This window comes from Halomonas sp. PR-M31, assembly GCF_001039575.1.
In the GTDB taxonomy this organism is placed as follows: Bacteria; Pseudomonadota; Gammaproteobacteria; order Pseudomonadales; family Halomonadaceae; genus Modicisalibacter.
On the sequence record NZ_JIBT01000028.1, the window covers coordinates 26,801 to 49,795 of the forward strand.

The window sequence follows — 22,995 nt, forward strand, 5'->3', positions numbered from 1 at the left end:
TAGTAAACACTGATCATCAATCACGGATTCCCATGACTCAGGACGATATCACCCTACTCGTATTGGCCGGTGGTCAAGGTCGCCGCATGGGCGGTGTGGACAAAGGCTGGAGCTTATTGCTCGATAAGCCCTTGATACTGCATGTGCTATCTCGCCTGGAGGGGCAGACACGGGCGGTCCTGATCAATGCCAACCGAAGCCTTGACGCTTACGAGCAGCTTGGCTACCCGGTCATCACCGATCTCGAAGGCGATTTCAAGGGGCCCTTGATGGGTATTCTGAGCGGATTGTCTGCCGCCTCGACGCCCTGGGTGCTGGTCGTGCCCTGCGATACCCCTGCGCTACCGCAAGATCTTGTGACGCGCATGATCGGCGGCATCGGTGATCATGATATCGCCGTGGCTCACGATGGAGAGCGAGCGCACCCGGTCATTGCTCTGATGCGATGCGATCTGGCAGCGGATCTCCGTGAGGCTCTGGCGGCAGGTGAGCGCAAGATCGACCGCTGGTACGCGCGTCACCACTGGTGCCACGTGGATTTCAGCGATCAGCCCGAGGCCTTCATCAATCTCAACAGCCCCGAAGAGAGGATGAATCTGGGCCAGCGCCTGGAGCGCGATGGGTCAACTTGACACAGCCAGGTAAACTCTTGGTAGCAACCTGCTGATTACTCGGTGATGTCAGGATTTTATTCGCTGTTTGCAAGCGAGTTTCGGTACGGCGATTGCCTTTGATCGGGCACGCTGCTTCATCCAGGGAGTGCATCAACCTGCGCTGACAATTTGTCGTTTATAGAACGCGATTAAAAACATCATGACACTCGATCTTGCTAACGAAACATTGCCCTTGCTGGGTATCGCCGCCTGGAGTGGGACAGGAAAAACCACGTTGCTCGAAGCCTTGCTGCCGCGTCTGGCCGAGCGCGGGGTGCGTGTCGCGGTCATCAAGCATGCCCATCACGGCTTCGATGTGGACCAACCAGGCAAGGATAGCTACCGGATGCGCGCTGCAGGCGCCGCTCCTATGCTGGTTGCCTCAAAGGCGCGCTTTGCGCTGATGATGGAAACACCGGATCGCACGGAAGCCGATCTTGCCATGCTGATCGATCAGGTCAGACCGCTGCAGCCGAATCTTGTGCTGATCGAAGGCTTCAAGGCCTGGCCAGTGCCCAAGCTGGAACTGTTCCGTCCCGTGCTCGAAAAGCCGTTGCTGGCGGAACATGACGGCTGGGTAATGGGGGTCGCCAGCGATGAAGACTTGGCGTTACCGGAAGGGGTCGACGCGCTCGATCTCAATGATCTTGATGCCCTGACCGATTACGTGGCGGCCTGGCCAGAGCAGTGGTTACAGCGGCGCCAGCCCCGCAAGACAGGAGTTACGCCATGACGCTTTCCTGTTTTGAGCTTGGGGAGCGCATGCTCAGCCTCGATGAGGCGCTGACCGCGTTGCAGGAATTGGCTCCAGGGTCGCTTGAAAGTGAAGTTATACCGTTGTCTTCGTTGTTGAATCGAGTGCTGGCGGAAGACGCAATATCCCCTGTTAATGTGCCGCAAAATACCAATGCCGCAATGGACGGTATTGCCCTGAGCTGGCCGAATGACACCCAGACGCGGTTCATGCTTCAAGGTGACGTACTTGCAGGTAGCTGCTTTGAGGACCCTCTTGCCCCGGGTCAGGCGGTGACCATCACTACCGGTGCACCGCTACCGCAAGGCGCCGATACCGTCATCATGTCCGAGCAGTTGCTCGTCAAAGAAGAGGGCGCTTCTCGCTGGGTCGAGATAGAGCAGGCGGATCGGGTACGACAAGGGCAGAACGTACGCAGGGCGGGGGAGGATATTCCCCGAGGATCAATGGCGTTGAAGGCAGGGACTCGCTTGAACCCCCAGCATCTGGGGTTGCTTGCATCGCTTGGCATGGCCAAGGCGCGGGTCGTGCGTCGTCCCCGTGTCGCTATCTTCTCCACCGGCGATGAAGTGACCGCGCCAGGGGAAACGTTACCCCCGGCGGGTATCTTCGATTCCAATCGCTTTTCCTTACGTGGTCTGTTGACGCGACTTGGCTGCGAGGTAGTGGATCTAGGCATTCTTGGGGATGATTTTGCCGGCATTCGACATGCACTGGATCGTGCAGCACAGACAGCGGATATGGTCATCACCAGCGGGGGCGTATCCGTCGGGCAAGCGGACTGGACCCAAAAAGCCCTGGACGAAACGGGGCGGCTCGGCTTCTGGCGCATTGCCATTCGCCCCGGTAGACCCCTGGCGTTCGGCACTCTGGGCGCGCGCGAGATTCCCTTTTTCGGACTGCCGGGCAATCCAGTGGCAGTAATGGTGACCTTCTTGCAGTTCGTGCAGCCCTTGTTGCGTACTCTGCAGGGAGAGCATCAGTGGCAACCCCGTCGCCTGACGGCGATCGCCGACGAGCCGCTGAAAAGTCGTGAAGGGCGGGTGGATTTTCTACGCGGCATCTACCGCTGCGATGATCAAGGTCGTCTGCACGTCAGCATGACCGGTCGCCAAGGCTCGGGGATCCTATCCTCGATGACGGCGGCCAATTGTTTGATCGAGATAGAGGCGCCACGCGCTGAAGTGGCGCAAGGTGAAACGGTGACTTTACAACCCTTTGGGGAGCTGACATGAGCCTGACGCATCTTAATTCCCGTGGTGAGGCACATATGGTGGACGTCGCCGACAAGACCGAAACCCGTCGCGAAGCGGTAGCCGGTGGGCGGATTCATATGCGACCCGAAACCTTGGCGCTGCTAGCCGAGGGCGGCATGCCGAAAGGCGATGTGCTGGCTACGGCACGTATTGCCGGTATACAGGCAGCCAAACGAACGTCTGAATTGATTCCGCTATGCCATGCTCTGGCACTGTCCAAGGTCAGCGTCGATTTCATACTCAATGAAGACGATGCAAGCGTCGATGTGACCGCCATCTGTCGTTTGAACGGCCGCACAGGAGTCGAGATGGAAGCATTGACCGCTGTGTCGGTAGCCTGTCTGACCCTTTATGACATGTGCAAGGCGGTGGACAAGGATATGAGCATCGAAGGAATTCAATTGCTCTCCAAGACCGGTGGTAAATCCGGAGTTTATCAACGATCCCCTAAAGCAAACCGAACGGCCGGCGCATCTTCCATGCAGCCCGATGTCTCTTCGGGAAATGCGGTGGCCGCCAAGGGCGGGGTGCTCGATATAGCCCCTATCGTGACAGGTAAATGTTTTGAAGGCAGCGTCAGTGTCACACTGGGAGACGATCGCTCCTGCATCAACGTAAAGTGTCTTGCAGAGCTGCGTGAACGTCTCGGCGTAAGCGATATCGATGTGGCTTTCACGACACTTTCCGAGCCCACCGTTGCTGGACTGAAAAGCGCTCTTGAACAACAGGATGAGCGCTTTGCTTTACTACGCGAACAGCGCGTACTGTGTGCTGTCAATCAAGTGATGAGCGCTGAAGACACGCCGCTGACTGCAGGCGATGAGGTTGCTTTTTTTCCACCGGTGACCGGGGGATGAACATGATCAAGGTACAAACCCAGCCTTTCGATGTAGGCGAGGAACAAAGAGCCTTGCTCGCAGGACGCACGGACATTGGCGCTGTGGTATGTTTTACCGGCCTAGTGCGTGATTTTAACGAGAGTCCGGAGGTTCAAGGACTGTCTCTTGAGCACTATCCGGGTATGACGGAGCAGGCACTTGCCAATATTGTCGTTGAAGCCGAACAGCGCTGGGCACTGCAAGGCGTGCGCTTGATTCATCGTGTTGGGCATCTCGAGCCGGGCGACCCGATCGTACTGGTGGCGGTTGCCAGCGCTCATCGCCGCAATGCTTTCCAAGCGTGTGATTTCATCATGGATTATCTAAAGACACGAGCCCCTTTTTGGAAAAAAGAGCACACGACCGAGGGGCACTACTGGGTGTCAGAGCGGAGCTCTGACAAGCAGGATGCCAAACGCTGGGAGGTGTCATGACACAGTTGATCGACGATTTTCAGCGCGTGGTGCGCTATGTCAGAATTTCCGTTACCGATCGCTGCGATTTTCGCTGTGTTTATTGCATGAGCGAGGAAATGACCTTTTTACCTCGCGCGCAGGTTCTTACCCTGGAGGAGTTGGCGACCGTTGCACGAGCCTTCACCGAACTGGGAGTGGAAAAGATACGACTCACCGGAGGAGAGCCGCTTGTACGTCGTGGAATCGATGAGCTGGTAACGGAAATCGGTCAGCTCAATGGTTTAAAGGATTTCGCCATGACCACTAATGGTGCGGGGCTTATCAAACATGCCCCTGCGCTGCGTAAAGGCGGGTTGCAACGTCTGAATATCAGTCTGGACTCCTTGGATTCGTTGCGCTTCAAACAGCTAACGCGTACCGGCGATCTGAACAAAGTAATCGATGGCCTGCACGCGGCCCAGGATGCAGGCTTTGAACGCATCAAATTGAATGCCGTCATCATGAAGGGTAGAAACGATGATGAGGTGCTCGATCTGGTGGAATTTGCGCGCAACGAATCCATCGATATCAGCTTTATCGAAGAAATGCCTTTAGGCGATGTGTCGGATCATTCCCGCGCTGAAACCTACTGTTCGAGCGATGAAGTTCAGGCCATCATCGAATCCCGTCACTCCTTGATGCCAACTACCGAATCCACGCTGGGACCTTCTCGTTATTTTCGCATGGCGGATAGCGCTTCGAGGGTTGGCTTTATCTCCCCTCATAGCCATAATTTCTGTGCTACCTGCAATCGTGTGCGAGTCACCGTGGAAGGGCGACTTCTTCTTTGCCTGGGTAATGAGCATTCTGTCGATTTGCGTGAGACGTTGCGGCGCTATCCCGGCGACATCGAAAGACTCAAGGCACGTATTGTCGATGCCATGTCACTTAAGCCCGAGCGTCACCATTTCACGACGGATGGCGATGTACAGGTGGTACGTTTCATGAATATGACCGGTGGTTGAAACCCAGCGTCAATTGCTTTTCAGCACTAACAGCGATCAATGATCGCTGTTTTTTTTTGAGTTAATTGTTCTTTTTTTCATTATTAGTGGTGGTCATACCTTGTCAATCGGGCAAGTAAGCATATACTTTTTATGATAATAAACTCTATGTAGTCGATGATCTTTGGTGCGGAGGAAGCTAATGTCTACCGAATCCCTTGAAAGAATTGCGCGCAACAAAAATGTGGCTCGTGCTGCTGCCCGTCAGCTAAGCATGGAGCAATTGCATAAACTCGCAGAAGTCATAAGCGAAGTGATCGAGCAGAAACAGCAGGAAGATCATTACCGGCGCGAGGAAGAAGAGCAAAAGGCGCGTAAGCTTGCCGAAATCAGAGAAGCCATTAACGACGCCGGTCTCTCTGTTGATGATCTAGTGGGTGAACAACCCCGCCGCCGCCGTGGACGGCCACCCAAGAATGCCAAATCCTAAAAACGTCTAAACAGCCGAACAGTCCCCACTACGACATAAGATTATAAGAAGCGGTTTGGCCTTTCCGCTTCTTTTTGACAACTAGTTTCCACGGCCAGTATTGCGTTAAATCCGTTGTCCCCAGGTCTTTGGATACAGAAATTATTCGGTTTTCGTGATGAAGTTGACTTCTGCAGGCGTTAGTTGCAGATGCACCGTGGGAAGATGTCGTAGATGCTCTGCAAGCCACTGCATTATCAGAAGTTGTAAGCGCTCACGGAGTTGAACGAGCGTTGTCTCATTTGCTTTTTCGAGAGTGTTGTCAATCCATTCAGCGAAACTATCTTCATCGAGATCCACTGGAATCGAAGCGTCGATTAGAAGGCGTCCGATACGTAGCCAACCGGATGTGTCTGGGGCAACGGCAATCACGATGAAAAGCTCACCAAAACGTTCACGACGATCGCCTTTTGGCGCTTGCAGACCTGCCAGCGCCTGCACCCGATCGTTTGCGATAATTCTCGGTGTTTGGGAATGGCGTGTTTCCAGGGTCAATCCTTTGTTGTCAAAGCGTATGAGATCACCATTGACCGGGATCAGTGGCGCCACTATGCCTCTTGTTTCTGCCAGTTCGCGGTGAGTCTTTTGATGAAAAGCCTCACCGTGAACCGGCAGTAGATAACGCGGTTTGAGCCATTCGTAGAAGGTGTGCAATTCGTCTCGCGCTGGATGGCCTGACGCATGCAAGTCGGGATGTCCGCCCTCCTCGAAAATGGTGACGTTGAGACGGCGTAAACCGTTGTGCAAACGCTCGATAAGACGTTCGTTGCCGGGAATAGCCTTGGCAGAGAAGATCACCGTATCGCCATCCTGTAATTCGAAGTCCGGGTGACGTCCTTGCGCGAGCCGGGATAACGCGGCGCGTGGCTCGCCCTGGCTGCCGGTGGCAATGACCACGACTTCTTCAGCCGGAAGATAACCAAGATCGCGTACCGGCACCAAAGGCGGAAAATCCTCGAGGTAGCCAAGGCCTCGAGCGATACGCACCATGCGTTCCATTGAGCGTCCCATCAAACTTACTCGGCGATTACAACGCGTCGCGGCGCGCCCGATGGCAAGTACGCGAGCCAGATTGCTGGCAAAACAGGAAACGATGACGCGCCCCGAGCACTCTCGCAGCGTGTTTTCCAATGCTTTGGCAACATCACCTTCGCTTCGAGACCAGCCGGGCACCGGCGCGTTGGTGGAGTCGCCTATTAGCAGATCGATGGGTGCCAGAGAGCGAAAAAGTGCTTCGTCGATCGCCGATCCAATTACAGGGTCAGGATCGAGTTTCCAATCACCGCTATGCAGCACTCGATGATGGGGTGTGACGAGCAGCAGTGCACAGCTTTCCGGGATCGAATGAGGAACAGGAAGATAGCGCAAGGTGAACGCGCCGATTTCCAGCGCGTCTCCCGGCTCGATGATTTGGATGGCATCCGCGGCGAGACCGCGTTCAACGAACTTGGCGCGCAATAGACCTGCGGCCAGGGGCGTTGCCAGAATAGGACAGCCCCAGTGTGGCCACAGCCAGGCGGCGGCCCCGATATGATCCTCGTGGCCGTGGGTGATGACCAAGGCGCGAGGTGTGATGCCCAGCGCCGGGAGACCATCGATGTTGGGTACCTGCAAAGGTGAATCAGGCAGGTCCTGTCGAATCATCATGCCACAATCGACCGCTACCCAGTCTTCGTCGAAACCGTAAAGGCTCAGGTTCATGCCGATCTCTCCACAACCGCCCAGAGGCAGGAAATGCAGAGGCGATCGACGGCGTTGACGAAGCTGTACCTGGGTGTGAAGCATCATAGACACTGGCAAACAAAGAGATTTTTACTATACGTGATGCTGGGGCGGCGCCACAATGAATGAACGCGGATCATTGTGTTCACAGAGCTGAGTGGTCCGACTATTTTCTTCTCGAGCCTGCATGAGTTTTCCATGTCGTTTGCTACCGTCGTACTTGCTCCCTGGATGTTGATTTTGACCGCGCTACTCAGTGTGGGCGTGCTGGTCAGGGCCGTTTGGGTATTCCCCTGGCGGCGCTTGGAGCAGGATCGGCCACTGCAGCATCGGCTGCTGGGTGCCACGGTCTTTGTCATGTTGATGTGGCAGCTACGGGCCCAGGCCATCGACTGGCTTACCCTGCACATGGTGTTCACGGTGTTTCTCACCCTGGTATTCACGGCGCCCCTGGCACTGCTGGCCAATGCATTGATCAATCTGGCCATGGTCCTGATAGGTCAGATTGCCTGGCCCTTGTTGGGGGTCAATATATTGATTACCGGGGTGATACCGGCGCTGATCAGTGTGGCGATCTGGCGTTTGGTGGATCGGCGCATGCCGGATAATTTGTTTGTATTTCTTTTCGCCTGTGGCTTCTTTGGTTCCGGATTGGCAACGCTTCTCAGTGGGTTATGCACTATTGGCATCATATGGCTGGGTAGCAACGACCCGGAGGTGCTGCGCTTGATAGGGGAGTACGCCCTGTTTCTGCCATTGCTGCTGCCTTCTGAAGCCTTCGTTACCGGTACGATGCTCAGTCTATTGCTTGTTTATCATCCTCATTGGGTACTGACGTTTGATAGCCATCGCTATATCGATACGAAGTGAAGATTATTGCTGCTCATCGAACAACGTCATCTGTCGCGTGCTATCCGGGGGCACTAGGCGTACGCCCACGCCGAGCAAGCGTACCGGGCGGCTACGCCGTTTCCAGGCGTCATCAAGCAGCGCGAGAAAGCGTTCTGTCGATGTTTGTCGACCCATGCCTTCCAGGGTGGTGGTGGAGAAGTCGTTGAAGCGTACCTTGACGAACAGCCCCTTGATTGGCGGATTGCCGTGTCGTTCCAGCCGCTGCCCTAGCCGCTCTATTAGCGCAGGCAGCTCGGCACGGCACTCGGCAAGCCCGGCCAGATCCCGGTGAAAGGTATTCTCCGCGCTTACGGACTTGCGTTCACGCTCGACTTTGACCGGGCGATCATCCTGGCCTCGAGCCAGTTCATACAGCCGTGTTCCGAACTTGCCGAAACGTTCGAGCAAGCTATCCAATGGCCAATCCCGTAGATCCCTGCAGGTGGCAATGCCCATGTTATGTAGTTTTGCCGCCGTGGCAGGACCAACACCGTGTAGTTTGCCGACGGGCAGAGCAGCCACGAAGGATTCAATCCCCTCGGGAGTGATGACGTGAAGCCCATCGGGCTTGTCCCAGTCGCTGGCAATCTTGGCCAGGAACTTGCTTGGCGCCACGCCCACGGACAGCGTGATTCCCGTGCGTTTCAGAGCTTCTTCCTTGAGCCAGTGAGCCATCCAGGTAGCACTACCCTTGAAGCGGGTGACCGCACTGACATCCAGGAAGGCCTCGTCCAGAGACAGGGGTTCGACCAGCGGTGTCAATTCGTAAAAGATCGCCTGAATACGTTCAGAAACGGCGCGATACCGAGGGAAGTCCGCTGGCAGCAATGTCAATTCAGGACACAGCCGTAGCGCCTGGGAAGTGGGCATGGCGGAATGAATGCCGAAGACGCGGGCAGGGTAGTTGCAGGTGGCAATGACGCCGCGACGATCGGCGCTACCGCCGATCGCCAAGGGAATATCCCGCAGAACCGGGTTGTCATGCATCTCTACGGCGGCATAAAAACAGTCGCAGTCGGCATGTAGGATCTTGCGCACGCTAACCTCTGGCAATCAACCGAGGGCTTGGCCATTGCCACCACGAATCACGCCGACCCCTATACCTTCGATCTCGAGATGTTCGTGACGTAGATCGATTTCGATGGGAGAGAAATCGCCATTTTCCGGTAGCAACCAGACATGATGGCCATCGCGCTGAATGCGCTTGACGGTAACTTCGTCTTCCATGCGCGCCACGACGATCTGCCCATCGCGTACCCGGGTGGTCCGGTGTACTGCTAGAAGATCGCCCTCTAGGATACCGATGTCGCGCATGGAGAGTCCCCTTACGCGCAATAGATAATCGGCGTGCGGGGTAAAGTAGTCCGCTGGTAGCGGGCAATAGCGATCAATGTGGGCTGCGGCCAGCATAGGGCTACCGGCAGCGACTTCACCAATGACGGGCAAGCCCTGACTGGTGTCAATGGGGCTTTCTTCGCTTTCCGGCTGCACGAGACGAATGCCACGAGACGTACCGGGGATCATGCGGATGACGCCTTTCTTGCTCAGCGCCCGCAAATGTTCTTCCGCGGCGTTGGGCGAGCGAAAGCCCAGCGCCCGGGCAATCTCGGCGCGAGTCGGCGGATAGCCTTGTTCCTGCATGGTCTTGACGATGAAATCGTAAACGTTCTGCTGGCGCGGGGTAAGAGGACGAGTCATGGAGGCTCCGCGATTACCACTGGAATTTGTGCAAGTATACAGCATGTGATTGTATCCAGTAATACGGGTTTTGAAATGAATTGCTGAATGAACCGCCACTATACGGGTGCTTATCGAATAATTAATTAGCGCCGCAATAGCGTCCGCAGCCGGTATTGAGTAGTCTGAAGCCGATATGCAATGTTTAAAACAGGCGTTTACCAGCTCAAGGGACAAGGCATGGCCCCTCATCAGAGTCAGATCAAGAGTCAAATCAAAAGCCAGAACCAGACCGATACCGTGACGCGCATTCTCGATACCGCTGAAGTGTTGTTTGCCGAGCGTGGCTTTGCTGAGACCTCTTTGCGCAACATTACCAGTAAGGCAAAGGTCAATCTGGCAGCGGTGAACTACCATTTCGGCTCCAAGAAAGCACTGATCCAGGCGGTGTTCGCGCGCTATCTGGATCCGTTCACCGAGCGCTTTCACAAGACGCTGGATACACTCGAAGCCGAGTATGGCGACCAGCCCATTCCTCTTGAAATCCTGCTCGAGGGCATGGCGCACACGGTGCTGCAGGTGCCGGCAGAGCGTAACAGTCTAAAGGTGTTCATTCGTTTGCTCGGACTGGCCTACACCCAGGCCCAGGGACATCTTCGGCGTTATATCCAGCAGCAGTATGGCAGTGTGTTCACCCGCTTTACCGAGCTTGTGCGTCGTGCAACTCCCGACCTGCCGGATGCGGAGCGATTCTGGCGATTGCACTTCATGCTGGGCACGGTGATCTTTACCTTGTCTGGACTCGATGCGCTGCGTGATATCGCAGCCAAGGATTATGGTGAGCAGGTGGGCGTGCGTCATCTCATTCATCGCCTGGGCCCGGTGGTCGTGGCCGGCATGAATGCCCCTTTGCCTCAGGTCGCTCATGCAGCATCGGCCTGATCTGTATTCGAAAGGTGGCGTTCGAACCGCAGAACGTCGCAGCACCGAGGATATTTGTCGTCTTTTTGATCTTTGTTCTAGAATCAGCCCCCTTCATGCATGAGGAACCCAATCATGACCCAACCACTTGGTCCGGTGATGCTGGATCTTGAAGGCACCGCATTGTCCCGGGAAGAACGCAAGTTGCTGGCAAGGCCTGAAATAGGGGGCATTATCCTGTTTGCCCGCAACATCGTCGATGCCGACCAGGTCATCGAGCTGTGCGCATCCATTCGCAAGCTTCGTCCCGAGATACTGTTGGGTATCGATCAGGAAGGGGGGCGTGTGCAACGCCTGCGTCAGGGTGTGACACGCATGCCATCCATGGCTCGCCTGGGGCAGTGTTACCCCGACGAGCCCCAGCAGTGTCTGCAGCTTTGTCAGGATGCGGGCTGGCTACTGGGCATGGAGATGTCGGCCTGCGGTCTAGATATTTCCTTTGCGCCAGTGCTCGATGTGGATACCGGTCGTTCCAGCGTGATCGGCGATCGCAGCTTCTCGAATGATCCCCAGGCCGTTACCGCCATGGCCGGTGCTTTCATCGACGGACTGCACGAAGCCGGAATGGCTGCCATCGGCAAGCATTTTCCAGGCCACGGGGGTGTCGCTGCGGACTCTCATCTTGAACTGCCCATCGACGATCGACCGCTACAAACCTTGCGAGAACACGATCTGGTGCCCTTTGCAGCGCTGGCCAATCGTTTGAATGGCGTAATGCCAGCCCATGTGGTCTACAGCGCCTTCGATGAACGCCCCGCGGGTTTTTCACCGAACTGGCTGGGTTTGTTGCGCGAAGAACTGGGCTTCAAGGGCGCGATCTTCTCCGACGATCTGTCCATGGCCGGCGCTCATGTTGCCGGTGGTCCGGGCGATCGCGCCTTGGCGGCATTGAATGCCGGCTGCGACATGGTGCTGATATGCAATGATCGCGACGCCGCCCTGGCGGTGGCAAAGGCCTGTGCGGGACGTGAATCAAAGCGCCAGTCTCGCCTACGCTATGCTCGTGCACGTCCCGGGCTCGATACGCTACCGGCGCTGAGCCGCTGGCGGCGCGTTCATGCGCGGCTTGAAGCACTAGCCGACGGTTCCTCGGATGGCACTACGAGGAATTGAGCGTGCTGGAATTTCTAGATCCGGTTGAGCAGTGGTTCCAGACGACATTTGACCTTCCATCTTGGTTATTGGCGCCGGTAGCGATTATTAGCCTGGCGCTATTGGCGGATTTGTTCCTGCGCCTGGTGGTCTGGCGGCTGAGCAATGTGCTGGGAAAGACGCGCCATCGTTGGGACGACGTAGTACTGTTGGCCTTGCGGCGGCCACTTTGGGTCGGTGTTTGGGGTTGCGCCTTCATCGCCTTGGCGAGTCTGGGTGCCGCGCGCCTGGAATTGGGTCGTGTCGTTGCCTACACCCCCACCACCATGTGGGTGTTCGTACTGTTGATGCTGGGGTGGGCCGGCCTGCGCCTGGTAAGGCAGATCAAGCATCGGCTCATGCTCCCTCCGCAGCGCAACTCCGCCAACCCCATGGACGCCTCGACCGCTTCCGCGGTCAGCAAGCTGTTGGGCGCCGTCATTTTTACCGTGGTGGCTTTGGCGATGCTGGAGGCATTCGGCATGTCACTGTCTGGCCTGCTGGCTTTCGGTGGGCTGGGTGGTTTGGTCGTCGGTTTTGCCCTGCGCGACATTCTGGCCAACTTCTTCGGCGGTTTGGCCATTCATCTGGACAACCCGTTCAAGGTGGGGGATTGGATCAGCTCGCCGGATCGCGACATAGAAGGCACCGTCGAGGACATTGGTTGGCGCCTGACGCGCATCCGCACCTTCGATCTGCGTCCGCTATACATCCCTAACAATATTTTTAGCTCGATCGCCGTCGTCAATCCGTCGCGGATGCTCAGTCGTCGTATCTACGAAACCGTTGGCCTGCGCTATCAGGATATTGATCAGGTCGATGGCATCGTCTCGAGTATTCGCAGTCTGCTCAAAGAGCATGAGTCGATCGATCAGGACAGCTATATGCTGGTCAACTTCGAGTCCTTTGGCGCCTATTCTCTTGATATCTTGATCTATGCCTATACCCATACAACGGATTGGGCGGAGCATCTGGATATCAAGCAGGACATCCTGCTGCGCATCGCTTCGATCGTCGATGACGCAGGGGCAGACATCGCCATGCCGGCTCGAGTTCTTCACATGGCCGATCCATTGACGATCGATCGCGATGTTGCCGACAGCAGCGAGAACCGTGACAGCAATAAAAGAGACGAAGACAAAGATGCGTCGCCTCGACTAGTACCAAAAAAGCGCAATACCGCTAATACTGCTTCGTCCCGGCATGCCCCTTCTCCAACGCGAGGCGAGCCGGACGACCCTTCCGAAAATGCCAGCAGCCAGGATGCCGATGCCTAAACTCGATACCGACTATCATGAATCCTTGGTCACCATGCGCGATCTCATGGAGAACGCCGACTGCCTGATCACCCAGGAACAGGTCGAGCGTGCCCTGGACCGCATGGCGGAAGAGATCACCCACAATCTGGGAGACAAGCTGCCGGTCTTCTATTGCGTCATGAACGGCGGCTTGATCACCACGGGTCACTTGCTGACCCGACTGGGCTTTCCACTGGAAGTCGATTACCTGCATGCGACCCGCTATCGCGGCGGCACCCGGGGTGGCGAGCTGTTCTGGCGGGTATCGCCGGAAGTTCCCATGGCGGGTCGTCATGTGGTGATCGTCGACGACATTCTCGATGAAGGCACGACCCTGGCCGCCATTCTGGCCTATTGTCGCGAGGCCCAGGCGGCGAGCATTTCCACCGCGGTGCTGGTCGACAAGCGACACGAGCGCAAGGCGGTACCGGGACTGACGGCGGATTATTGCAGCCTTGAAGTCGAGGATCGCTATGTGTTCGGCTTCGGCATGGATTACAAGGGGTATTGGCGTAATGCCCCGGGGATCTTCGCCCCCAAGGGTATGTAGGGGAATCTCAGGAGACTTGCGATGCTGGCGATTATCGGCGGGACCGGCCTGACCGAGATGGCAGGACTGGACGTGGTCAAGCGGCATTCCGCGGAAACGCCCCTGGGGGCGGCGTCTGCCGGTGTTGTGCAGGGTACGCTGAAAGGACAAGACATTTTGTTTCTGGCTCGCCATGGTCATCCGCACAAGCTGCCACCGCATCGGGTCAACTACCGTGCCAATCTATGGGTGCTCAAGCAGGCCGGCGCCACGAGCATCATCGGCATCAATGCGGTCGGCGGCATCGACCCCGAACTTCAGTCCGGGGCGTTGGTGGTGCCGGATCAGCTGATCGATTACACCATCGGGCGCGAATCCACCTATTTCGATGGGCGCTTTCGACCCTTGAAGCATATTGATTTCTCTTGGCCTTATGACAATGTTCTACGAAATACTCTAGTGGGGGCAGGTAGGCAAACCGGTGAGGCAATCGAGGACGGCGGTATTTATGGCTGCACCCAGGGGCCACGCCTCGAAACCGCCGCCGAGATTGCTCGAATGGCGAGGGACGGCTGCCGGGTGGTGGGGATGACCGGCATGCCGGAAGCGGTGCTGGCACGAGAACTGTCAATTCCCTATGCCTGCCTGGCGCTGATGGTCAATCCCGCCGCCGGCGTGGTCGAGAGCGAGATCACCATGGCGGAGATCGAAGCGGCCCTCGAGAACGGCATCGAGCGTGTCACGCGAGTGATCGACGCGCTGCTGACGACATGAGCGAAGCCGCCCGGCAGCCTGCTGTCGGGCGGCTTGGAACACGTGGAGGCTTCTCTACTTCAAGCCCAGCTCGTGAGTCGCTTCTTCACGCATCTTGAACTTCTGGATCTTACCGGTCACGGTCATGGGGAAGGCGTCGACAAACTTCACGTAGCGCGGCACCTTGTAGTGGGCGATCTGACCCTTGCAAAAATCCCGCAGGCTTTCTTCATCCAGGGTTTCGCCTTCGCCCAGCTTGACCCAAGCCATGATCTCCTCGCCATACTTCTCATCCGGCACGCCGATTATTTGCACATCGGAAATGGCCGGATGGGTATAGAGAAAGTCCTCAATTTCTCGCGGATACACGTTCTCGCCACCCCGGATGATCATATCCTTGATGCGCCCGACGATGGTGGCATAACCCTCGTCGTCCATGGTGGCAAGATCACCGGTGTGCATCCAGCCGGCCGGATCTATGGCTTTGTCCGTGGCTTCCACGTTGTTCCAATAGCCAAGCATCACGCTATAGCCTCGGGTGCACAGCTCGCCTTTTTCGCCTATGGGTACCACCGCACCGGTGGATGGGTCGACCAGCTTGACCTCGGTGTGGGGATGAATCGTCCCTACCGTGGTGACACGTTTCTCAAGCGGTGCGTCGGTCTGGGTCTGCAGGCTGACCGGACTGGTTTCGGTCATGCCGTAGCAGATGCTGACTTCTTTCATGTGCATCTTGTCGATGACCTGGCGCATCACCTCGATGGGGCAGATCGAACCGGCCATGATGCCGGTGCGCAACGAGTCCAGATCGAAACGCTCGAATTCCGGATGTTCGAGTTCGGCGATGAACATGGTGGGCACGCCGTAAAGCGCGGTGGCATGCTCTTCGCTGACGGCCTGTAGCGTGGTCAACGGATCGAAGCCTTCATCCGGGTAGATCATCGCCGCCCCGTGAGTCATGCAGCCCAGATTGCCCATGACCATGCCGAAGCAGTGATACAGAGGTACCGGAATCACCATGCGATCCTCGCTGGTGAGCTTGATGCGCTCGGCGACGAAGAAGCCGTTGTTGAGAATGTTGTGATGTGAAAGTGTCGCGCCCTTGGGAGCGCCGGTGGTGCCGGAGGTGTACTGGATATTGATCGGCTCGTCGAACTGTAGCCTGGCCTGCAACGTAGCCAATTCTTCATTCGTAACCTTGTCCGACTGCGCCAGCAGTGTTTCCCAGTGCATCATGCCGGGTAGCGCGAGAGCGGCATCGAGGCAGATCACCCGCTTTAGATTGGGCAGGCGAGCGCTGTTCAGTGCATCGGAATAATCGCTGGCAAGCTCTGGCGCCAGCTCGCCAATCATGTCGACATAGTTCGACGTCTTGAATTCACCCTGCAGTATCAAGGTCGAAGTGCCGGACTGGGTCAAGGCGTACTCGAGCTCGTGAGTGCGATAGCTTGGATTGATGTTGACAAGGATTGCGCCAATCTTCGCCGTGGCGAACTGGGTGATTGCCCACTCGGCGCAGTTGGGCGCCCAGATGCCAACGCGCTCGCCCTTGGTCACGCCCAGAGCGAGCAGGGCGCAGGCGGCGCGTTCGACTTCCGCATGCAGCTCCCGCCAGGTGTAGCGCAATTGCTGGTGACGACTGATCAAGCATCCCGCTCAGGGTAGCGCTCGACGGTCTCATCGAAGCAATCACCGATGGTCTGACCCTTGAGAGGTTTCTCGCTGATACCGCTGGCATAACTGAATCGAGAGCCAGGGACAGTGTCGGAATGGGGGGTGGTGTCAATCGAAGTGGTAGCGTGCTGAGTCATGGTGCTTCCTGCTTGTTGTTGGCAATGGAATGCCACGTTCATGACAAAGGCGGCCCGGGCTTTGATTTAACGTTTGCTCCGAGCTGCCTCGAGCAGTGCAAGAGATTCGCGACAGCGCGTTTCGACCTCGTCGAGCTCCCGTTGCAATATGCGGATGTCTTCCAGCTGCTGCTGCATGGCCTCGCGTTTTTCACCGAGTAGATCGAGAAGACGCTGCAGCTGTTGTTCATCACCGTCCGGGGCCTGATCATAAAGCTGGATCACTTCACGAATTTCTGCCAGAGAAAACCCCAGGCGCTTGCCCCGCAGCGTCAGCTTCAGACGCACCCGATCCTTTTCATGATAGACCCGGGTACGGCCTCGTCGCTCCGGTGTCAGTAACCCTTCCTGCTCGTAAAAACGAATGGTGCGAGATGTCACCTCGAAAATATGGGCAAGTTCACCGATCGTATATTGTCGTCGCGAGAAGGAGTGGCGCTGGGTTGGGCGGTGCTGGGACGCCTCGGACATGCTGCTATCCTTGAGTAGTGGGAGCGTGTCATCGCCACTGGGTCTCCCGATGGAGATTTTTCAAAGGGTCAGGCTAGATTAGCTTGACGTTAACGTAAAGTAGACCAAGCGATAGCTTTCATCCCCGGCGACAAATGCTAGGTTGTGTAGATGATCCAATCCTTGTTACGAATTTGCTTGTACGTTTCAGAATTCACCTAGGTCTAGGGAGGCTGCCATGGATTTTGCCCTAAACGAAGACCAACGCGCACTGCAGCAGGCAGCTGCGGATTTTGCCCGAGTCGAGCTCGCCCCTCATGCCGCCGAATGGGATGCGACCTCTCACTTTCCCGTGGACGTCATCAAGCGTGCCGGCGACGCGGGATTCCTGGCGATCTATATCGACGAGGATCACGGCGGACTGGGCTTGTCGCGACTCGATGCCTCGCTGATTTTCGAACAGTTGGCCCAAGGCTGTATTTCCACCACCGCCTATCTGACCATTCATAACATGGCCAGCTGGATGATCGCCCGCTGGGGTGGTGAAGCGCTTCATGAGGCCTGGCTGCCTGCCTTGATCAGCGGCGAGCGGCTGGCGTCCTATTGCCTGACGGAACCCGGTTCCGGGTCGGATGCGGCCAATCTGCGCACCAAGGCGGTGCGGGAAGGCGATGAGTATGTGATCTCGGGTAGCAAGATGTTCATCTCCGGTGCCGGGGAAACTGACATGCTGGTGGTCATGGCCCGTACCGGCGAGTCGGATTCCGGCGCCGCAGGCGTGACGGCCTTCGCGGTACCCGCAGATAGCGCTGGTATTGAATACGGCAAGAACGAGGACAAGATGGGCTGGAAGAGCCAGCCGACCCGGCTGGTCAGCTTCGACGGCGTACGGGTACCGGTAAGTCATCGTCTTGCGGAGGAGGGCGAGGGGTTCAAGCTTGCCATGCAAGGCCTCGATGGCGGGCGCTTGAACATCGCCAGCTGTTCCCTGGGGGCCGCTCAACATGCCTTGTCCCTGTCTCGGGAATACCTGCACGAACGCAAGCAGTTCGGCAGTGCCCTGGCGTCGTTCCAGGCCCTGCAGTTCAAGTTCGCCGATATGGCCACCGAGCTTACCAGCGCACGTCTTATGGTGCGTCACGCCGCCTGGCGGCTGGATCAAAGCGACCCCCAGGCATCGGCTCACTGCGCCATGGCCAAGCGCTTGGCGACGGATATCGGCTTCAACGTATGCAACGAAGCCCTGCAGCTGCACGGGGGCTACGGCTACATCAAGGAGTATCCGCTGGAGCGTCTGGTGCGAGACACCCGGGTGCACCAGATTTTAGAGGGCACCAATGAGATCATGCGCCTGATCGTCGCCCGCAGATTGTTCGCGGAGGGCGCCATCGACGCCCTGCAGCAATGAACCCACACTCCTGGCAAGGAAGCATTTCGCATGTCTGACTCTCTTGTTCTGTTCAACGAACTATCGACTCGCGATGGCGGTGTCGTTGCCGTCGCCACGCTCAATGCCCCCAAGTCGCTCAACGCGCTGTCTTTGGAAATGATCGAGTTGTTGACCGAAAAGCTCGATGCCTGGGCCAAGGACGATCGCGTCAAAATCGTTTGGCTCGAAGGCGCCGGCGACAAGGCGCTATGTGCCGGTGGCGATGTGGTGGCGCTGTATCGTGCGATGACAGAGGCGGCGCATGTAGATGAAGCAGGCGCCTTCGCCGAGACTTATTTCACCGCGGAATATCGCCTAGATTACATGATTCACACCTATTCCAAACCGCTGGTGGTGTGGGGCAATGGCATCGTCATGGGGGGCGGTCTGGGCCTGATGGCCGGCGGCGGTCAGCGCATCGCCACGGAGTCCACCCGCATCGCCATGCCGGAGATCACCATCGGCTTGTATCCGGATATCGGCGCCAGCTGGTTCCTGAACCGCATGCCCCCGGGGGTAGGTGCTTATCTGGGCCTGACCGGTGCACAGATCAACGCCCGGGATGCGCTCGATCTCGGGCTTGCTGATCGCCTGATTCCTCATGCCCGGCGTCAGGACGTGCTCGATACCCTGGTGGACGCGGATCTCGGCGCACCGGACACCGACCTGCACAGCATACTTCGAGACTTCGAGGCCCGACGTGAAGCGCCAAACGCTCAGGTGATGCCTCGTCTTGACGAGATTCAGTCACTTGTCGATGCCGCCACGGTCAATGAAGCGGTCACGCGCATTCTCGACGATGCCAAGGACGACGACTGGTTGGCGGCCAATCGCCAGCGTCTGGCCCTGGGGTGTCCGATGAGCGCGCATCTGGTCTGGCGCATGCTGGCGCGTCATCGCCATGCAAGCCTTGCGGATGCCTTTCGTGACGAACTCAACCTCTCCGTGCAGTGCTGCCGCCATGGCGAGCTTGCCGAAGGGGTGCGGGCCTTGCTGATCGACAAGGACAAGAACCCGCGCTGGTCCCATGCAGACGTGGCCCGGGTGCCGGAGCGCGATGTCGAGGATTTCCTGAGCCCGCTATGGTCGCCGCAAGCACACCCGCTGCGCGACTTGTAGGCAACAACGTCGCTGACAACAAGAGTTTTTTAGAAAGGAGACCCGCCATGAAAATCGCCTTTATAGGTCTGGGTAACATGGGCACGCCCATGGCCACCAATCTGGTCAACGCCGGCCACGAAGTGGTGGTTTTCGATCTGGTCGAATCCGCCATCCAGACGCTGAAAAATGCCGGTGCGCAAAGCGCTTCTTCCGCAGCGGAAGCGGCCCGAGGTGCCGAGGTCATCCTGTCGATGCTGCCTGCCGGTACTCATGTGAAAAGTCTCTATCTCGGACAGGCGGATCAATCGGGATTGCTCGATGCGCTTGACGGCAAACCCTTGATCATCGATGCCTCGACCATAGCCCCGGAGGATGCGCGCCTGGTCGCCGAGGCGGCCCGAGAACGCGGCCTGAGCTATCTTGATGCGCCGGTTTCCGGCGGCGTAGGTGGCGCCAAGGCTGGCACCTTGACCTTCATTGTCGGGGGAGACGAGGCGGGCTTTGAGCAGGCCAAGCCGGTGCTCGAGGCCATGGGCAAGAATGTCTTTCATGCCGGTGAGAGTGGTGCCGGGCAGGTCGCCAAGATCTGCAACAACATGCTGCTGAGCATCCTCATGAGCGGTACCGCCGAGGCATTGTCCCTGGGGGTGAAAAACGGTCTCGACCCGGCGGTACTGTCCGAGATCATGAAGCAAAGCTCCGGCGGCAACTGGGCCCTTAATGTGTACAATCCCTGGCCCGGCGTGATGGAGAATGCGCCGGCTTCCAGCGACTATCAGGGCGGCTTTCTGGTGGATCTGATGACCAAGGATCTAGGTCTGGCCTGGCAAATGGCTCTGGAATCCAAGGCAGCGATACCCATGGGATCTCAAGCGCGCAACCTGTACGTGCAACATGCCGCGCAAGGCAATGGCCGACTCGATTTCTCCAGTATTCAGCGCTTTTATCGCGTAGGCGACGAGCAGTAAAAAAGGAGTAATAGGACGATGAAACCATTGAGCAAGCCTGTGGCCGAACTGGTTGCTGACGCGGAAAGCGAGATCGAAACCTTGACCGCTGAAGAGGCCTTGGCGCTACACGGCCAGCCCGGGGTAACCTTTGTCGATATCCGCGACATACGGGAATTGGACAAGGAAGGGCGGGTGCCCGGGGCGGTGCACGCACCTCGCGGTATGCTCGAGTTCTGGGTCGATCCGGATTCTCCCTACCATCGCGAGGTGTTTGCCCGGGACGATCGCTACGTGCTGTTCTGTGCCAAGGGGCAGCGCTCGGCCCTGGCGACCCAGCAATTGCAGCGCATGGGTTTCGGACCGATCTGTCATGTGGGCGGTGGATTCGCGGCCTGGCGGGAAGGCGAGGGTCCCATCGAAAAGTAAGTCTTTGAGCCTTAAAAGACTGAGATCGGTTGGGATAAAATCCCGCGCCGGGCACAATGGCGGATTTGCTTGTTTGCACAACAGAGAGCCCGCATGCGTTCCTCCACTCAACCCGGCGATTCATCTTCTACGGCATCCCGGACTGTGCCCGCCAATCCTCTCCTGACCGGCCCCATCGCTTCCACCCTGTTTAAAAAATCCCTACCGGTGGTGGCCGGGTCGATCGCGATGCTGTTATTCAATCTGGTGGATGCCTGGTTCATCGCGCGACTGGGCACCCAGCCTCTGGCAGCGTTCTCCTTTACCTTTCCGGTCTCCTTTGCCGCCATCAGTCTGGCGATCGGCATGGCCATCGGCACCTCGGCGGTGGTGGCAAGGCGTCTCGGGCATGGGGAAGTGGGCACGGTACGCCGACGTGCCACTGATGCTTTTCTTCTGGCGCTACTGGTCGGCGTGGCGGTCACCTTGGCGGGACGAACAAGCGTAGTGCCGTTGTTCACGGCTTTGGGCGCCGACCAGTCGCTGATGCCCTACATTCAGGCATATATGGACGTCTGGTATCTGGGGGCGGCGTTTGTCATCGCACCCCGAGTACTCAATAGCGTGCTGCGCGCCCAGGGCAACACCCTGATTCCCGGCATGATGATGGGCGGTGCCGCGCTGCTCAATGCCATGCTCGACCCGGTATTGATCTTCGGTTTAGGGCCGATACCGGCGCTGGGGATGAGCGGGGCGGCCTTGGCCACGGTCATCAGCTGGGCTGCCATGACCTTGGCGCTGTTTGCTCAGCGTGACCTGCGAGCGTTGATGGATTTCGGCAGGTTCAAGCTCGCCGCGCTGATCGAATCCTGGCGCGAACTAGGCAGAATCGCACTGCCGGCGGCAATCACCAGCGTTTTTACTCCTATCGCCATGGCATTGGTGACGCGCATCGTTGCGGATTACGGCCATGCGGCGGTAGCGGCCTCGGGGTCGGCACTCGCATCGATGCCATCGCTCAGATTGCAGTGCTGTCGCTGTCAATGACGCTATCGCCTTTTGTCAGCCAGAATCATGGCGCGGACCAGCCGGAACGGGTCAAGCGAGCGATTCTAGGCTGTTTCGTGTTCGTGCTCGTCTGGCAGCTTGGGGTTTGGATCGTACTGCAGCTGCTGGCGCCCTGGCTGACCAGCAGCTATGCGCAGAACCCGGAGGTCGGCGAGGTGCTGCGGCTGTTTTTATGGTGGGTGCCGTTAGGCCTGGGTGCGCAAGGCGTGGTGATCCTGACCAACTCGTCTTTCAATGCATTGCATAAGCCTCGACGCGCTCTGGAACTCTCGGTTGTGCGCTTGTTCGTGCTCTTCGTGCCCTTGGCCTGGCTAGGCGGCCACCTAGGCGGGCCGCTGGGCATCTTCCTCGGTATGATGTCCGCCAATCTGATCATGGCGGCGATCTCCTGGCATCAGATGCAGCGCACGCTGCGCCGGCGGCTGAAGGTGTGAGTCACTAGCGAGGGCTGAAACGCCGCTGCAATCCCGTCTCCGCGATCATGCGAGTCGAGATCTCCTCGATGGAAAAACGGGTCGTATCGATGAAGGGCACATGATAGCGCCGGTAAAGCGCTTCCGCCTGTTGCACTTCCTGAAGGCACTGATCGATGGAGCAATAGCGGCTATTGGGCCGGCGCTCGCTGCGAATCTCCGAAAGGCGCCGCGGATCGATGGTCAGCCCAAACAGCTTGTGACGATGAGGCGCCAGCGACTTGGGCATCTTGAGCGAGCCATCTTCGTCGAGATCATCATCCGTGAGCGGGTAATTGGCGGCGCGGATGCCGAATTGGAGTGCCAGATAGAGCGAGGTGGGCGTCTTGCCGCAGCGGGACACCCCTACCAAAATGGTATCCGCTGTGTCGTATTGATGCACACGGGCGCCATCGTCGTTATCAAGGGCAAAATGCACCGAGTCGATACGGTTCATATAGACCTCATCCTGAGCGATGGCATGAGTACGGCCCACGGAATAGGAAGAATGGGTGCGCAACTCCTCTTCTAGAGGCACCAAGAAGGTGGTGAAAATATCCACCTTGAAGCCCGGCGCCTGGGAGATGATTTCGCGAATCGACTCATCGACGATGGTATCGATGATGATCGGTAATTCCCCGTCCCGCGCCGCGGTAGCATCGATTACTGCAGCCAGATTTTGCGCCTTCTCCGTCGAATCAATATAGGGTTTGGTTATCTTGGTGATTTCGACATTCTCGAACTGGGCCAGCAGGCTGCGGCCGAGGGCCTCGGCGGTGATGCCGGTCCCATCAGAGATGAAAAAAGCGGTGCGCGTCATGGTGTACTTCCTCGACAGT

At 57.6% G+C, this 22,995-nt stretch carries 24 protein-coding genes and 1 pseudogene; 19 read left to right on the forward strand and 6 right to left on the reverse strand.

Annotated features, from left to right (window positions below; translation table 11 throughout):
• Positions 1-32 precede the first annotated feature (32 nt).
• The 7 genes from mobA to CH74_RS08345 all read left to right on the forward strand — a co-directional run bounded on the left by mobA (position 33) and on the right by CH74_RS08345 (position 5,430).
• Positions 33-632, forward strand: a complete 600-nt coding sequence (gene mobA, locus CH74_RS08315; RefSeq protein ID WP_048307004.1) for a molybdenum cofactor guanylyltransferase MobA — start codon at positions 33-35, stop codon at positions 630-632.
• Between the two features lie 181 nt (positions 633-813).
• Complete coding sequence (mobB, locus tag CH74_RS08320; protein ID WP_048307005.1) at positions 814-1,386, forward strand: molybdopterin-guanine dinucleotide biosynthesis protein B; 573 nt, start codon at positions 814-816, stop codon at positions 1,384-1,386.
• Positions 1,383-2,642 (forward strand): bifunctional molybdopterin-guanine dinucleotide biosynthesis adaptor protein MobB/molybdopterin molybdotransferase MoeA, encoded by a 1,260-nt coding sequence (locus tag CH74_RS08325; RefSeq protein WP_048307006.1) that lies wholly within the window; start codon positions 1,383-1,385, stop codon positions 2,640-2,642. The genes mobB and CH74_RS08325 overlap by 4 nt, the downstream gene beginning before the upstream one ends.
• Positions 2,639-3,520, forward strand: a complete 882-nt coding sequence (moaC, locus tag CH74_RS08330; RefSeq protein ID WP_048307007.1) for a cyclic pyranopterin monophosphate synthase MoaC — start codon at positions 2,639-2,641, stop codon at positions 3,518-3,520. Before CH74_RS08325 ends, moaC begins: the two co-directional genes overlap by 4 nt.
• Before the next feature lie 2 nt (positions 3,521-3,522).
• Positions 3,523-3,975, forward strand: a complete 453-nt coding sequence (gene moaE, locus CH74_RS08335; protein ID WP_048307038.1) for a molybdopterin synthase catalytic subunit MoaE — start codon at positions 3,523-3,525, stop codon at positions 3,973-3,975.
• Positions 3,972-4,961, forward strand: coding sequence for a GTP 3',8-cyclase MoaA (moaA, locus tag CH74_RS08340; RefSeq protein ID WP_048307008.1), 990 nt, complete (start codon positions 3,972-3,974; stop codon positions 4,959-4,961). Before moaE ends, moaA begins: the two co-directional genes overlap by 4 nt.
• 181 nt (positions 4,962-5,142) lie before the next feature.
• Positions 5,143-5,430, forward strand: coding sequence for an H-NS histone family protein (locus tag CH74_RS08345; protein WP_048307009.1), 288 nt, complete (start codon positions 5,143-5,145; stop codon positions 5,428-5,430).
• A 141-nt stretch (positions 5,431-5,571) separates the two neighbouring features.
• Here CH74_RS08345 and CH74_RS08350 read toward each other — a convergent pair whose 3' ends face one another.
• Positions 5,572-7,170: a ribonuclease J gene (locus CH74_RS08350; protein WP_048307010.1), complete on the reverse strand. Its 1,599-nt coding sequence runs from the start codon at positions 7,168-7,170 to the stop codon at positions 5,572-5,574.
• A 219-nt stretch (positions 7,171-7,389) separates the two neighbouring features.
• Between CH74_RS08350 and CH74_RS08355 the strand changes: the two genes are divergently transcribed.
• A complete protein-coding gene (locus CH74_RS08355) occupies positions 7,390-8,061 on the forward strand; it encodes an energy-coupling factor ABC transporter permease (protein ID WP_048307011.1) in 672 nt (223 codons plus the stop codon).
• 3 nt (positions 8,062-8,064) lie between these two features.
• Here CH74_RS08355 and dinB read toward each other — a convergent pair whose 3' ends face one another.
• Both dinB and lexA read right to left on the reverse strand, forming a co-directional pair.
• The gene (gene dinB, locus CH74_RS08360) at positions 8,065-9,120 is read right to left on the reverse strand and encodes a DNA polymerase IV (RefSeq protein WP_048307012.1); all 1,056 of its coding nucleotides are present in this window, start codon (positions 9,118-9,120) and stop codon (positions 8,065-8,067) included.
• A gap of 15 nt (positions 9,121-9,135) precedes the next feature.
• Positions 9,136-9,780, reverse strand: coding sequence for a transcriptional repressor LexA (gene lexA, locus CH74_RS08365; RefSeq protein ID WP_048307013.1), 645 nt, complete (start codon positions 9,778-9,780; stop codon positions 9,136-9,138).
• 219 nt (positions 9,781-9,999) lie between these two features.
• Here lexA and CH74_RS08370 point away from each other — a divergent pair, with 219 nt between their 5' ends.
• The 5 genes from CH74_RS08370 (at position 10,000) to CH74_RS08390 (ending at position 14,472) form a co-directional block, all read left to right on the forward strand.
• Positions 10,000-10,701, forward strand: a complete 702-nt coding sequence (locus CH74_RS08370; RefSeq protein ID WP_048307014.1) for a TetR/AcrR family transcriptional regulator — start codon at positions 10,000-10,002, stop codon at positions 10,699-10,701.
• A 114-nt stretch (positions 10,702-10,815) separates the two neighbouring features.
• Positions 10,816-11,853, forward strand: a complete 1,038-nt coding sequence (gene nagZ, locus CH74_RS08375) for a beta-N-acetylhexosaminidase (protein WP_048307015.1) — start codon at positions 10,816-10,818, stop codon at positions 11,851-11,853.
• A gap of 2 nt (positions 11,854-11,855) precedes the next feature.
• On the forward strand, positions 11,856-13,148 hold the full coding sequence (locus tag CH74_RS08380; protein ID WP_053070688.1) for a mechanosensitive ion channel family protein: 1,293 nt from the start codon (positions 11,856-11,858) through the stop codon (positions 13,146-13,148).
• On the forward strand, positions 13,141-13,719 hold the full coding sequence (locus tag CH74_RS08385) for a hypoxanthine-guanine phosphoribosyltransferase (protein WP_048307016.1): 579 nt from the start codon (positions 13,141-13,143) through the stop codon (positions 13,717-13,719). Before CH74_RS08380 ends, CH74_RS08385 begins: the two co-directional genes overlap by 8 nt.
• 21 nt (positions 13,720-13,740) lie before the next feature.
• Positions 13,741-14,472: an S-methyl-5'-thioinosine phosphorylase gene (locus CH74_RS08390; RefSeq protein WP_048307017.1), complete on the forward strand. Its 732-nt coding sequence runs from the start codon at positions 13,741-13,743 to the stop codon at positions 14,470-14,472.
• Between the two features lie 54 nt (positions 14,473-14,526).
• On the opposite strand, the pseudogene CH74_RS08395 reads toward CH74_RS08390, so the two are convergent.
• Both CH74_RS08395 and CH74_RS08400 read right to left on the reverse strand, forming a co-directional pair.
• A pseudogene (locus tag CH74_RS08395) lies at positions 14,527-16,262 on the reverse strand (AMP-binding protein).
• A gap of 66 nt (positions 16,263-16,328) precedes the next feature.
• Positions 16,329-16,772, reverse strand: coding sequence for a MerR family DNA-binding transcriptional regulator (locus CH74_RS08400; RefSeq protein ID WP_048307018.1), 444 nt, complete (start codon positions 16,770-16,772; stop codon positions 16,329-16,331).
• 217 nt (positions 16,773-16,989) lie between these two features.
• On the opposite strand from CH74_RS08400, the gene CH74_RS08405 reads away from it, so the two are divergent.
• From CH74_RS08405 to CH74_RS19500, 6 genes are all read left to right on the forward strand, one after another.
• Positions 16,990-18,159: an acyl-CoA dehydrogenase family protein gene (locus tag CH74_RS08405; protein WP_048307019.1), complete on the forward strand. Its 1,170-nt coding sequence runs from the start codon at positions 16,990-16,992 to the stop codon at positions 18,157-18,159.
• A gap of 30 nt (positions 18,160-18,189) precedes the next feature.
• Positions 18,190-19,299: an enoyl-CoA hydratase/isomerase family protein gene (locus tag CH74_RS08410; protein ID WP_048307020.1), complete on the forward strand. Its 1,110-nt coding sequence runs from the start codon at positions 18,190-18,192 to the stop codon at positions 19,297-19,299.
• A 47-nt stretch (positions 19,300-19,346) separates the two neighbouring features.
• The gene (gene mmsB / locus CH74_RS08415; protein WP_048307021.1) at positions 19,347-20,249 is read left to right on the forward strand and encodes a 3-hydroxyisobutyrate dehydrogenase; all 903 of its coding nucleotides are present in this window, start codon (positions 19,347-19,349) and stop codon (positions 20,247-20,249) included.
• 18 nt (positions 20,250-20,267) lie between these two features.
• A complete protein-coding gene (locus tag CH74_RS08420; protein ID WP_048307022.1) occupies positions 20,268-20,657 on the forward strand; it encodes a rhodanese-like domain-containing protein in 390 nt (129 codons plus the stop codon).
• A gap of 93 nt (positions 20,658-20,750) precedes the next feature.
• Positions 20,751-21,683, forward strand: a complete 933-nt coding sequence (locus CH74_RS08425; protein ID WP_253273008.1) for an MATE family efflux transporter — start codon at positions 20,751-20,753, stop codon at positions 21,681-21,683.
• Positions 21,665-22,138 carry an MATE family efflux transporter gene (locus CH74_RS19500; protein ID WP_253273009.1) on the forward strand — a complete coding sequence of 158 codons (474 nt, stop codon included), beginning with the start codon at positions 21,665-21,667 and terminating at the stop codon, positions 22,136-22,138. The genes CH74_RS08425 and CH74_RS19500 overlap by 19 nt, the downstream gene beginning before the upstream one ends.
• A 4-nt stretch (positions 22,139-22,142) precedes the next feature.
• Here CH74_RS19500 and CH74_RS08430 read toward each other — a convergent pair whose 3' ends face one another.
• The gene (locus CH74_RS08430) at positions 22,143-22,976 is read right to left on the reverse strand and encodes a pyruvate, water dikinase regulatory protein (RefSeq protein ID WP_048307023.1); all 834 of its coding nucleotides are present in this window, start codon (positions 22,974-22,976) and stop codon (positions 22,143-22,145) included.
• Positions 22,977-22,995: the final 19 nt, after the last annotated feature.